This is a genomic window from Luteibacter sp. KNZ12-1A, from assembly GCF_056755675.1.
In genome coordinates, this window is the sequence record NZ_JBPGXU010000117.1 from 1 (window position 1) to 11,591 (window position 11,591).

The following is an 11,591-nucleotide window of genomic DNA, read 5'->3' on the forward strand; positions in this document are numbered from 1 at the left end:
CCCACCAGCAGGCTGGCCGTGGAGAGGATGCCGTCGTTGGCACCGAGCACGGCGGCGCGCAACCAGCCGATCCGGTCGAGCCGATGCCGCTCGCGGTGGCGCGTTCGAGAGATCATGGTGCCTCCGTTTCCTGTTTGCGGTCCGCATGTTCTTCGAGGCGCGACACCATCCACCCGATGGCGAGCGCACAGAGCGTGCCGAGGATGACCTCGCCCAGACGGTACAAGGGAACCTCCCATCGAGGCCCCTGGCTAGGAACAAGCAGCACGATGGCGGTGGTGATGCCACCGATACGCGCGGCCGGTCCCGCGTTCGCCGTCCAGCAGGCCAGAGTGACCAGCCCCAGCGCCAGCCCGAATGAAAGCATGTCGCCGCTGCCCCCGATCCACAGGCCGAGCAGGCCGGCGACGCCACCGAAGATCGTGCCCAGGCAGCGATCGCGGCCTGCGCCGCGGGTATCGCCAAAGCGTGGCTGGGTCACCGCCACGGCGCTGATCGCGGCCCAGAACGCCTGTTCGGTATGCAGCGCGTGCCCGATCGCGTAGGCGACCAGGGCTGAGAGCACGGTCTTGAACGCCATGAACACCCCGGTACGGACCCGGCGGCCGAGCGGCAACGAACGGAACAGTCCGTCCAGCGCCCGTTGCGCCCGGCGCAGGCGAATCATCCGCAAGGCGGCGTCGGTACGGGAGGGGTGCGCATCCGGTGGGCTCATGCGCCCATCCTAACCCGCCGCCGTCGACGCGCCGCCAACGACCCCGCACAATACGTCGCCGCGGTCGGCCGGCCGACACCCACCACAAGAGTTTACGAAGCCATGTCCATCACGATGTACCAGACCTGCGTGCCTGTATTGGTCCGTGCCCTGACCAACCTCTCCGGCGTGCTCGCCAAGGGCGCCGCGCACGCGGCCGAGCGCAACATCGCGCCCGAGGTGCTGCTCAACACGCGTATCACGCCGGACATGTTCCCGCTCATCCGGCAGGTGCAGATCGCCACGGACATGAGCAAGGGCGCCGTCTATCGCCTGGCCGGCGAAGAGCCGCCGAAAATGGAAGACAACGAAGCGACCTTCGAGGACCTGCAGGCCCGCATCGCGAAGGTGATCGGGATGCTGGAGTCGTTCAAGCCCGCGCAGTTCGAAGGCAGCGAGGAGCGCGAGATCGTGCTGAAGATGCGCAGCGGCGAGATGCGCACGCGCGGTCAGGACTACCTGCTGAACTTCGTGCTGCCGAACGTGTATTTCCACACCACCACGGCCTACGCGATCCTGCGTGGCGTGGGCGTGGTGCTGGGCAAGGCGGATTTCCTCGGCAAGGCGTGAGCCGGGAAAGCCGCTGGAATCCCGCGCACGCGGGATTCCAGCGGCTTCGTTCCGATTACGACTTCAGCTTCCAACCCGTGCGGAAGATCCACCACACCACCGCGAGGCAGACCAGCAGGAAGCCCACCGTCATGCCCGCGCTGACCACCACGTTCACATCCGCCTTGCCGTAGAAGCTCCAGCGAAACCCGTTGACGAGGTACACGACCGGATTGAACAGCGTGATCTTCTGCCAGACCGGCGGCAGCATCGAGATCGAGTAGAAGCTGCCACCGAGGAAGGTCAATGGCGTGATCACCATCAACGGCACGACCTGCAGCTTCTGGAAGTCGTCTGCCCACAGGCCGATGATGAAGCCGAACAGGCTGAAGGTGACGGCGGTGAGCAGCAGGAAGGCCACCATCCAGAACGGATGCAGGATCTCGTAGTCCACGAAGAGCCGTGCGGTCACGAGGATGAGCAAACCCAGGATGACCGACTTGGTCGCGGCCGCGCCGACGTAGCCGAGCACCACTTCCACGTAAGATACAGGCGCCGAAAGCAATTCGTAGATGGTGCCGGCCCACTTCGGCATGTAGATGCCGAAGGCGGCGTTGGAAATGCTCTCGTTGAGCAACGACAGCATGATCAGGCCGGGAATGATGAAGGCACCGTAGCTCACGCCACCCACCTCGCCCATGCGCGAACCGATGGCGGCGCCGAAGACGACGAAGTAGAGCGACGTGGAAAGCACCGGCGAGGCGATGCTCTGCATCAGCGTGCGGAAGGTACGGGCCATCTCGAAGCGATAAATGGCGCGGATCGCGTAGACGTTCATGCGCGGGCCCTCACCAGGCTGACGAAGATGTCCTCGAGCGAACTCTCGCTCGAATGCAGGTCCTTGAAGTCGATGCCGAGCTCGCCGAGCTTGCGCAACAACTCCGCGATGCCGGTGTCCTGGCCCTGGGTGTCGAAGGTATAGATGAGGCAACCGCCATCGGCCGACAACTCCAGCGGCCAGTTCGCCAGGCCTTCCGGCACGGACTGCAACGGTGTCTGCAATTGCAGCGACAGCTGCTTCTTGCCCAGCTTGCGCATCAGCGTGTGCTTTTCTTCCACCAGCACCAGTTCGCCACGGTTGATGACGCCGATGCGATCGGCCATCTCTTCCGCTTCCTCGATGTAGTGCGTGGTGAGGATGATGGTGACGCCCGATTCACGCAGGCGATGGACCATCTGCCACATGTCGTGACGCAATTCCACGTCCACGCCGGCGGTGGGTTCGTCGAGGAAGAGCACGCGCGGCTCGTGCGCCAGCGCCTTGGCGATCAGCACGCGGCGTTTCATGCCGCCGGACAAGGTCATGATCTTCGAGTCGCGCTTTTCCCACAGCGAAAGCTCGCGCAGGATCTTTTCCAGGTAGTCCGGATTCGCGGGCTTGCCGAAGAGCCCGCGGCTGAACTTCACCGTGGCCCACACCGTCTCGAAGGCATCGGTGGACAGTTCCTGCGGCACGAGGCCGATCAGCCCTCGCGATGCGCGGTAGTCGCGTGCGATGTCGTGGCCGTCGACGGTCACGCTGCCCTCGCTGGCATTGACGATGCCGCAGACGATGCTGATCAGCGTCGTCTTGCCTGCGCCGTTGGGGCCGAGCAGGGCGAAGATCTCGCCCCGGCGGATTTCCAGGTCCACGCGCTTGAGCGCCTGGAAACCGGTCTTGTAGGTCTTGGAGAGGCCGCGTATCGCGACGATGGCGTCGGGCGCGGAGGTGGTGGCATCGAGTGGCGGCATGGGGACCCGCGGGATCGGTGGGTAAGGCGGCCGATGGTAGACCCGAACGATCCCCGGTGCGAGGCTTGGTGGTAGGCTTGGTGGGAGCCAGGCAAGCCTGGTGGGAGCCGCTTCAGCGGCGATGGGTGCTTGCCTAACCCTGGCCCGCTGCCGCGGGATCGCCGACAAGGTCGGCTCCCACCAGGGCGTCGGGCTTGTCGAAACCTTGTGGCATCCCCACGTCGAACCGGGTCGCCCACCTCAAGAGACACCACCGCATGAGCATCTCCACCTACGACGCCTCCGCTCCCGTCTTCGTCCGCGGCTTCCGCGTCCTCTCCGACCTTCTCGCCAAGGCGGAGGCACACGGCGGCGACTCCCTGGTGGAAGCCCGGCTCGCCCCGGACATGCTGAATCTCGCTGGCCAGGTCCAGCGCGCCAGCGACACGGCGAAATTCGCCGTCGCGCGCCTTGGCGACGTGCAGCCACCGTCGTTCGAAGACAACGAAGCCACCGTCGCCGACCTACGCAAGCGCATCGACGCCACGGTGGCCTGGATTCAATCGGTGGACCGCGCAGCGCTGGAAGCCGGCGCCACGCGCGAGATCTCGCGCAAGTTCAAGGACACCGAGCACAGCTTCACCGGCGCGTCGTACCTGCTGACCTTCGCCATCCCCAACTTCTTCTTTCACGTGACCACCGCGTACGACATCCTCCGCCACAACGGTGTCAGCGTGGGCAAACTCGATTACCTGGGTTTCGGCGGGTAATCCATGGTGAACGCGCGAGCTGCCGCGTGACGCTTCCCCTCGTACGCTGCCCCTGGGGCGACGCCGACGACCTCATGCGCGGGTACCACGACCGCGAATGGGGCGTGCCCGAGCGCGACAGCCGCAAGCTCTGGGAGAAGCTGATCCTCGATGGCTTCCAGGCGGGACTCTCGTGGCGAACGATCCTCGCCCGCCGCGAAGGTTTCCGGCAGGCCTTCGATGGCTTCGATCCGGAGCGTGTCGCCGCCTATGGGCCGCGTGACGTCGAACGCCTCCTGTCCGACGCCGCCATCATCCGCTCGCGAAGCAAGATCGAGGCGGCGATTCGCAATGCCAGGGCCTATCTGGCCATGCGCGACGCCGGCGAGGATTTCGCCCGCTTCGCCTGGGGCTTCGTCGACGGCGAGCCCCTCGTCTGGGAGGGCCCGGTGCCGCCGAACAGTCCCTTGTCCGAGCGGGTATCCAAGGCCTTGCGGGCCCGCGGATTTACTTTCGTCGGACCCACCATCGTGTTTGCCTGGATGGAGGCCACCGGCCTCATCAACAGCCATGCCCCCGATTGTTTCCGGCGCGGGGAAGTATCCTCGAATCCTTTGTCCGCCAAGGGTTAACGGGTTTTTTAGCCGATTTGGCGTAGCGTGGAGCGCGAGGCCGCAGTGGTGGCCTCGCCCGTCTGGCACACCCACCATCGAGAGGGTCCCATGGCTTCCAGTTCCGCCCAACTGTTCATTCCATACAGCGAATCGACACAGGGACCGTGGATCGTGCGCCGTGCCTCGCTTCCGCTGGGCCGGTATGCCTCGCAGGCTGCGGCGATCTCCGCCGCGGAAGCCTTGGCCCCGGGCCTGTCCGACAGCCTCGGCCGTCCCGTCGAGATCCATGTGCAGCAGGCCGACGGAACGTGGGAAGAACATACCTTCGTGGTCGCCGGACTCGTTCCCGGCCTTCCCACGCCGTCCACCGGAATGAACCGCCACGCCTGAGCCTCGTGGGCTGAGACGACGATAGGGTAACCTTGCAAGGTTGCCCCGCACGTTCCCATGCCTGCCCGATGCTCACCGACGACACCAAAGCCGCGATCCGCGCCGCCTATGCGCGGCTGAAGGACGGCCTTGCGGGGTTCCGTGGGCGTGCCTCGCAGCTGAAGATGATCGCCGAGGTGGCCAAGGCGCTGGCCGAGCCGGCGGGCGCCGCCGTGATCGAGGCACCGACCGGCACGGGCAAGTCCATGGCTTACCTGATCGCCGGGCTCGAAGTGGCTCGCGCGCAGAAGAAGAAACTGGTGATCGCAACGGCCACGGTGGCGTTGCAGGAACAGCTCGTCCAGCGCGACATCCCGCAATACCTCACCTTGTGTGGCGTGGAAGCCAAGGTGGCGCTGGCCAAGGGCCGTGGCCGTTATCTCTGCCCACGCAACCTGCGCGCGGCGGGCGCGGAGCCCTCGGCACAGGGCGGCTTCGAGTTCGACGCCGATCTCGCCTTGTGGTCGCGCCCGCCCGCCGAGCGCGACACCAAGGCCATCGAGAAACTCGGCAAGGCGTTCGAATCGCGAGAGTGGAACGGCGACATCGATACCAGCCCCGAGCCGCTCTCCGACCTCGTCCGCGGCATGGTCACCACCAGCGCCGGCGGTTGCACGGGCCGCAAGTGCGGCGCCTTCGCCGTCTGTCCGTTCTTCCTCGCCCGTCGTGCCATCGGCGAAGCGGACATCGTCGTGGCGAACCAGGACCTCGTGCTGGCCGACCTCACCATGCCACGCGACGAAGACACCTTCGGCGGCGTGATCCTGCCCAAGCCGGAAGACACGCTGTACATCTTCGACGAAGCGCACCACGTCCCTGGCAAGGCGATCGACCGTGGCGCCGCCGACGTGCACCTCGCCACCGCCGTGCGCCGGATCGGCCGCCTGCAAAACCAGATCCATGGCGCCTATTCGCTCACCGACAAGGAAAGCATCGGCAACCTCACCCTGGAAGCGGGAGACGAGAAGCTGCTGGCGATGTCCAACGCACTCGAGGAGATCGAGCGCGAGATCCGCCTGTCGTGGACGCCCTCGTCGAGCGAGACCGACCCGGTGTTCCGCGCGTCGCTCGGCCAGCTTCCGGAAAACTGGAAGATGCACGCCGAGCACCTGCATCTCATCACCAAGGATATCCAGCGCTGGTTGCGCACCGTGCGCCGCACCGTAGTGGAAATGGAAGCCGGCGGCCCGACACAGGAAGCCTTGTCGCGCGAACTGGGCGTGGCGTTGGAGCGCCTCGATCGCCAGGTACGCACCTGGTACGCCTGGTCCACCGACGACCGCGAAAACAATCCGCCCCTGGCCCGTTGGGTCAGCATGACGCCGGAACAACAGCTGGTCTGCCACGCCTCCGCCGTCTCGGCCGGCGGGCTGCTGCGCAGCGTGCTCTGGGACAATGCGTCCGCGGTGGTGATGACCTCCGCCACGCTGAGCGCCGGAGGCAACTTCCGCGGCTTCGCGGATTCGGTGGGCCTGCCCAACGACGCCATCACGCTCAGCCTGCCTTCGCCGTTCGACCTCGAGAAGCAGGCTAGGCTCGAAGTACCCGCGCTGAAGACCTTGCCGGACGACCGCGAAGGCCACGCACGCGAAGTGTCCGAGTGGCTGGCCAAGTACCTCGACTGGAACGCGGGCAACCTCGTGCTTTTCACATCGCGGGCGAAGCTCGATCGCGTGCTGCAGATCCTGCCGATCGAGTTCGTGCGCAAGGTGCGCGCGCAGGGTTCGTTGTCGAAGTCGCAACTCATCGCCGAGCATTGCGAAGACATCGACGCCGGGAAGGGAAGCACCCTGTTCGGGCTCGCCTCGTTCGGCGAAGGCCTGGACTTGCCGGGCAAGCTCTGCGAGACCGTCGTCGTCACTCAGTTGCCGTTCGCCGTGCCCACGGACCCTGTCGGTGCCACGTATGCGGAATGGCTGGAATCGCGGGGACGCAATCCCTTCATCGAAGTGAGCGTGCCGGATGCCACGCGCCTGCTCACGCAGTACTGCGGCCGGCTCATCCGTACTGAAACCGACACGGGCCGCATCGTGCTGCTCGACCGTCGCGTGATCACGAAACGCTACGGCACGGGCATGCTTCGCGCGCTGCCGCCCTTCGCCCGCGAGATCGAGCGCGTCGCATGACGATCCTTCGTTTCGATGACCTCAAAGCGGTGCCGTGGAAGAACGGCCTCGGTGTCACGCGTGAGATCGCCGTGGAGCCAGCCGGCGCGTCGATGGACGATTTCCTCTGGCGCGTCAGCATCGCGGATGTCGACACGGCTTCGCCGTTCTCCACGTTTCCGGGCATCGACCGCACCATCGTGCTGCTGGAGGGCGATGGGTTCACGATGACGCTGGACGGGGAGCGTGAGCATGCGCTGACCGTTCCACTCTTGCCCTGCGATTTTCCGGGCGAAGCTCGCGTCGACGTGACGTTAGCGGGTGGCGCGACGCGCGACTTCAACCTCATGGTGCGACGTGGTGTGCGGCATGGGCGTGTCGATGTCATGCGCGGGCCTGTGAGTGCGACGTTGGCGAAAGACGCCGTACTCCTCCATATGGCTCGCGGCGATGCGTACATCGAGGGGCAACTCTGCCGTCAGGGTGATTCGGTTGTTGGACAGGCTTGCGCTCAGGGTGACTTGGCCGGGGCGCCTCGCCATCTCGAGTTGCCGCACGGCGCCACGGCGCTCGTCGTCGTGGTTGGCGAAGCCTGACGTTCCTGTCGAAGTGCTATCGCCGACAAGGTCGGCTCCCACCAGACCGCCGCGACCTGATCGTCCGCCGCAACCCGCTCGTGGGGAGCCGACCCTGTCGGCGATGCTCTTCCCCACCAAGATCATCAACGCCCCGACGACCTCACGCCGCACTATCCACCACGTCACCCTCGCCACCCGACGCACCCGCCGACGCCCGCGTCCAGAGATCCACCGACGTCAGCTGGAACGCCACCGGCGGTACGGCACGCTGCCAGTACTCGATCCCAGGAAAATAAAGTCGCAGGTCATCGACCAGCACGGCGAAGCCCTTGTCCATTTCCGACACCACGAGTGTTTCTTCCCCCTCGACGTGGAAGAAAAGAAACACCATGTCGTACGCGGCATCGTCGCGATTGCCGGCTTCAATGCGCACGATGCGATCGATCGACACTTCCCGCATCCGCAAGCGTCCCGGGCACGCGACGATGGCGCCCGCGTCGCGATCGAACCGCACCGCCACCCGCGCGACAAGACGCTCCCGCAACCGCCTCAGCAGCGGTCGGCGGACGAGAGGTGGATTCCTGTCCATGCGATGGCATGCCCCGATGCAGAGCGGTTCAAACGACGTTCACTCCCCGTGGGCATCGTAGGGGGTCGTCCCGAAGGAATCCAGCCATGCGCTCCGTATTCATCGCCCTGATCGGCTCCATGGCCACGACCACCGTCGTCGCGACCACGCCGGTGACCGCCGTCCCCCACCTGGACCTCGCCCGCTACGCCGGCACATGGCACGAGATCGCCCGCCTGCCGATGTACTTCCAGCGCAAGTGCACAGGGCCCGTCACCGCGCGCTATGCGCCACTGCCTGACGGTACCGTTGCAGTGCACAACGAATGCGTCGCCGCCGAAGGTACGACCATCGCCAGCGACGGCGTGGCACGTCGGCCGGAACCCTTCGCCCAGGGCAAGCTGGAGGTGCGCTTCGCGCCGAAATGGCTGTCGTGGCTACCGCTGGCCTGGGCGGACTATTGGGTCGTGGCGCTGGACGATGACTACCAGTGGGCCATGGTCGGGCAACCGGGACGGAAGTATCTCTGGATACTGTCGCGGCAGCCGACGCTGGATCGGAAGACGTTCGAGATGTTAAAGGCGCGAGCCGTGGCGATGGGGTATGACTTGTCGGGGTTGATCGTGTCGGGCGACGTTATCTAGGACGACTACATGGCAAAGATCGCAATGAATCATTGTCCCTGTGGGCGTGCCGAGTACACCGTCTGCTGCGGCCGATGGCACTCGGGCGAACCCGCACCAACAGCCGAAGCACTCATGCGGTCGCGCTATAGCGCCTACGTGCTCGGCCTGGAGACCTACCTGCTCGACACATGGCACCAGAGCACGCGACCGGCTTCACTTGGCCTGGCCACGCAGGCACCGAAGCCGACATGGCTCGGCTTGAGCGTCAAACGCCATGAGAACCCCACGCCGGACACGGCCATCGTCGAGTTCGTCGCGCGATTGCGGATGGGTGGTGGTAGCGCGGAGCGCATGCATGAAACCAGCCGGTTCGTGCGCGAGGACGGGCACTGGTTTTATGTGGACGGAGACGTGTCGTGACACGCTTCGAGGCGACGATTTGCGAGGCCATCGCCTCCATGCGGTTGTTGCTGGTGGAGTACGGAGGCGCGGCGCGGCTGGTGCAACCGCATGTGTACGGCGAAGATCACGCGGGTGACCGATTGTTGAGTGCTTACCAGGTATCCGGCGAAAGCGCGTCGGGCGCGTCCGCCGGATGGAAGTTCTTCCGGATGGATCGGGTAACTTCGGTGACACTGAGCGAACAACGGTTCCATTCGCCACGGCCGGAGTTTCAGCGGAACGATGGGGCCTTTGCGCGGATCATCTGTCAGCTGGGCGATTGAATGGCGTGTGTGGGAGCCGCTTCAGCGGCGATGGATGCTTGCCGGTACCTGGCCCGCTGCCGCGGGATCGCCGCTGAAGCGGCTCCCACAACAAGCGACTCACACAAACAAGCGGCTTGCACAACAAACTGCTCCCACACATGAAGCAGCCCCAGACACGCGAAGCTGCTTCCAGCGCGGCGCTCGATCAGATGATGGAGCGGGTGACGCCGCCGTCGACGCGGATCGAGGCGCCGGTGGTGCCGGATGCCTGCTCGGAGGCGAGATAGACGGAGACGTTGGCCACTTCCTCGACGCTCAGCAGGCGCTTGATGAGCGACGTCGGCCGGTGGGTCTGGATGAAGTCGCGCTCGACCTCGTCGAGGCTCTTGCCCTGGCTCTGCGCGATCTTGCCGAAGAACTCGCTCACGCCTTCGGACAAGGTCGGTCCCGGAAGGATCGCATTCACCGTCACGCCGGTGCCGGAGAGCACCTCGGCCAAACCGCGCGACACGCCCAGCTGGGCGGTCTTGGTCACGCCGTAGTGAACCATCTCGGCGGGAACCTGGATGCCCGATTCGCTGGAGATGAACTGCACGCGACCCCAGCCACGCTGTGCCATGCCCTTGGCGTAGTGGCGTGACAGGCGCACACCCGAAGTGACGTTCACTTCGAAGAAGCGCGTCCACTCGGCGTCGTCGATATCGAAGAAATCCTTCGGCTCGAAGATGCCGAGGTTGTTGACGAGGATGTCGGTGTCGGGCACGGCCTTGATGAGGGTGGCGGCGCCTTCGGCGGTACCGAGATCGGCGGCGACGCCGCTCACCGTCGCACCGGGGACGGCCTTCTTCACGGAGGCGATGGCTTCGTCGACGCGCGCTTGCGTGCGGCCGGTGACGACGACGGACGCGCCGGCGGCGGCGAGGCCGGTGGCGATGGCCAGGCCGATACCCGCGGTGGAACCGCTGACGATGGCGCTGCGCTTGCTGAGGTCGATATTCATGGTGACTCCGGGAGGTTGATGAAAGGACGCGGCTTGGCGTACCCATCCATCGTCGGGGCATGCGCTGGGCGATTCAATCGCCTGGAAGGCAAAAGACTCTCGCCTGAAAGCCAAGAACAACGAGGCGCAGGCGGCCTATGCAACGGACAGGCGGGTCTCGCCCGCCGGCACGCCGTGGGGGCCGAAACGCCGTTCCGCGATCAGGGTACGGTCCTCATGATCGACGAGGATCACGGTGCTGGCCCGTGTGCCGTAGTTCTCGCCGACGATGAAAGCACTCGAAAGGAAACGCTCGCGTTCGATGCCGATGCCGGTGTCGGGCAGGAGATCGTCCGGCCAGCGGCCCTGGTCGGAGAGCATGGCGAACAGGGCGTCGATGTCGTCTTCCTTGCCTTCTTTCAGCCACTCATCCAGGCGGTGCACCAGGGCGCGTGTTTTTGGCCATGGGGCGTTGAAGTCGGCGTTGCTCAGTCCATGGGTGCCCGGCTCGACAGGTTGTGCACGCGCGTTCGGATGGTTGCCCAGGTAGTACGCGTCGTCACGATCGAAGGTCAGCAGGTTGAACGGACGGTAGTCCTTGGCGCTGGCCATCAACTCGATCGCGTGCGCACGAGCCGGAAGGGTCGAGCCAAGATAGTCGGCGACCAGCAGGCCTCGCGAAAGGCCGCTATGGTCCGCGGACATGTCGCGCACGTTGGTGATCACGCTGGCTCGTCCCTGCGCTCCCACGCCGGCCCACGTGCCGCCGGCTTCCAGGTCACGGCCTGCGAGGATTTGCGGCGCTTCGTCCCAGGGGGCGAGCGGTGCGGTGGGGCGGGCATGGAATTCGTCTCGGTTGCCGACGAGGACGAGGCGCCAGCGCGGGTGGGTGCGCCAGGCGAAGGCGATCAGGCACATGGGGACTTGGCTCGGGGGAGCATCGGCTTATTGTGCGCTCTCGTGCCGCCATTCGGGAATCGGGACTGATGGCTACTACCCAAGGTGGAAGCCGCTCTGGTGGGAGCCGACCTTGTCGGCGATGGGTGCTTGCCCAACCCGTGCCCCTTGTGGGAGCCGGCTATGCCGGCGATGGGTGCTTCCTCGGCCGGGCCCGCTGCCGCGGGATCGCCGACGAAGTCGGCTCCCACCAGGTATTGCAGGGC

The 11,591-nt window shown here is 65.7% G+C and carries 15 protein-coding genes and 1 pseudogene; 9 read left to right on the top strand and 7 right to left on the bottom strand.

Annotation, left to right across the window (positions count from 1 at the left end; genetic code table 11):
• Together ACR9ZJ_RS16985 and ACR9ZJ_RS16990 are read right to left on the bottom strand one after the other, a co-directional pair.
• Positions 1 to 116 (bottom strand): annotated as a pseudogene (locus ACR9ZJ_RS16985) (VIT1/CCC1 transporter family protein); the annotation flags it as partial.
• A complete protein-coding gene (locus ACR9ZJ_RS16990; protein WP_481288411.1) occupies positions 113 to 715 on the bottom strand; it encodes an FUSC family protein in 603 nt (200 codons plus the stop codon). The gene ACR9ZJ_RS16990 and the pseudogene ACR9ZJ_RS16985, both read right to left, overlap by 4 nt.
• Positions 716 to 817: 102 nt before the next feature.
• On the opposite strand from ACR9ZJ_RS16990, the gene ACR9ZJ_RS16995 reads away from it, so the two are divergent.
• On the top strand, positions 818 to 1,324 hold the full coding sequence (locus ACR9ZJ_RS16995) for a DUF1993 domain-containing protein (RefSeq protein WP_481288412.1): 507 nt from the start codon (positions 818 to 820) through the stop codon (positions 1,322 to 1,324).
• 55 nt (positions 1,325 to 1,379) lie between these two features.
• Here ACR9ZJ_RS16995 and ACR9ZJ_RS17000 read toward each other — a convergent pair whose 3' ends face one another.
• Positions 1,380 to 2,141 carry an ABC transporter permease gene (locus ACR9ZJ_RS17000; protein ID WP_481282431.1) on the bottom strand — a complete coding sequence of 254 codons (762 nt, stop codon included), beginning with the start codon at positions 2,139 to 2,141 and terminating at the stop codon, positions 1,380 to 1,382.
• The gene (locus ACR9ZJ_RS17005) at positions 2,138 to 3,094 is read right to left on the bottom strand and encodes an ABC transporter ATP-binding protein (RefSeq protein WP_481282430.1); all 957 of its coding nucleotides are present in this window, start codon (positions 3,092 to 3,094) and stop codon (positions 2,138 to 2,140) included. Before ACR9ZJ_RS17005 ends, ACR9ZJ_RS17000 begins: the two co-directional genes overlap by 4 nt.
• A gap of 257 nt (positions 3,095 to 3,351) precedes the next feature.
• Between ACR9ZJ_RS17005 and ACR9ZJ_RS17010 the strand changes: the two genes are divergently transcribed.
• From ACR9ZJ_RS17010 to ACR9ZJ_RS17030, 5 genes are all read left to right on the top strand, one after another.
• Positions 3,352 to 3,843 (top strand): DUF1993 domain-containing protein, encoded by a 492-nt coding sequence (locus tag ACR9ZJ_RS17010; protein WP_481288413.1) that lies wholly within the window; start codon positions 3,352 to 3,354, stop codon positions 3,841 to 3,843.
• Between the two features lie 26 nt (positions 3,844 to 3,869).
• On the top strand, positions 3,870 to 4,454 hold the full coding sequence (locus ACR9ZJ_RS17015; protein ID WP_481288414.1) for a DNA-3-methyladenine glycosylase I: 585 nt from the start codon (positions 3,870 to 3,872) through the stop codon (positions 4,452 to 4,454).
• 90 nt (positions 4,455 to 4,544) lie between these two features.
• Positions 4,545 to 4,826 (top strand): DUF2188 domain-containing protein, encoded by a 282-nt coding sequence (locus tag ACR9ZJ_RS17020; RefSeq protein ID WP_481288415.1) that lies wholly within the window; start codon positions 4,545 to 4,547, stop codon positions 4,824 to 4,826.
• 68 nt (positions 4,827 to 4,894) lie between these two features.
• Positions 4,895 to 6,991, top strand: a complete 2,097-nt coding sequence (gene dinG, locus ACR9ZJ_RS17025) for an ATP-dependent DNA helicase DinG (RefSeq protein ID WP_481288416.1) — start codon at positions 4,895 to 4,897, stop codon at positions 6,989 to 6,991.
• Positions 6,988 to 7,566, top strand: coding sequence for a HutD/Ves family protein (locus tag ACR9ZJ_RS17030; protein WP_481288417.1), 579 nt, complete (start codon positions 6,988 to 6,990; stop codon positions 7,564 to 7,566). Before dinG ends, ACR9ZJ_RS17030 begins: the two co-directional genes overlap by 4 nt.
• Before the next feature lie 142 nt (positions 7,567 to 7,708).
• On the opposite strand, the gene ACR9ZJ_RS17035 is transcribed toward ACR9ZJ_RS17030, so the two are convergent.
• Positions 7,709 to 8,137, bottom strand: coding sequence for a hypothetical protein (locus tag ACR9ZJ_RS17035; RefSeq protein ID WP_481288418.1), 429 nt, complete (start codon positions 8,135 to 8,137; stop codon positions 7,709 to 7,711).
• A gap of 86 nt (positions 8,138 to 8,223) precedes the next feature.
• On the opposite strand from ACR9ZJ_RS17035, the gene ACR9ZJ_RS17040 reads away from it, so the two are divergent.
• Genes ACR9ZJ_RS17040 through ACR9ZJ_RS17050 form a run of 3 tightly spaced genes read left to right on the top strand, consistent with a single transcriptional unit; the run spans position 8,224 to position 9,467 of the window.
• On the top strand, positions 8,224 to 8,760 hold the full coding sequence (locus ACR9ZJ_RS17040) for a lipocalin family protein (protein ID WP_481288419.1): 537 nt from the start codon (positions 8,224 to 8,226) through the stop codon (positions 8,758 to 8,760).
• A gap of 9 nt (positions 8,761 to 8,769) precedes the next feature.
• Positions 8,770 to 9,162, top strand: a complete 393-nt coding sequence (locus ACR9ZJ_RS17045; RefSeq protein ID WP_481288420.1) for a YchJ family protein — start codon at positions 8,770 to 8,772, stop codon at positions 9,160 to 9,162.
• Entirely contained in the window at positions 9,159 to 9,467 is a 309-nt protein-coding gene (locus ACR9ZJ_RS17050; protein WP_481288421.1) for a hypothetical protein, read from the top strand. The genes ACR9ZJ_RS17045 and ACR9ZJ_RS17050 overlap by 4 nt, the downstream gene beginning before the upstream one ends.
• A 187-nt stretch (positions 9,468 to 9,654) precedes the next feature.
• On the opposite strand, the gene ACR9ZJ_RS17055 is transcribed toward ACR9ZJ_RS17050, so the two are convergent.
• Positions 9,655 to 10,449 carry an SDR family NAD(P)-dependent oxidoreductase gene (locus tag ACR9ZJ_RS17055; RefSeq protein WP_481288422.1) on the bottom strand — a complete coding sequence of 265 codons (795 nt, stop codon included), beginning with the start codon at positions 10,447 to 10,449 and terminating at the stop codon, positions 9,655 to 9,657.
• 135 nt (positions 10,450 to 10,584) lie between these two features.
• Positions 10,585 to 11,346 carry an NRDE family protein gene (locus ACR9ZJ_RS17060; RefSeq protein WP_481282415.1) on the bottom strand — a complete coding sequence of 254 codons (762 nt, stop codon included), beginning with the start codon at positions 11,344 to 11,346 and terminating at the stop codon, positions 10,585 to 10,587.
• Positions 11,347 to 11,591 lie beyond the last annotated feature (245 nt).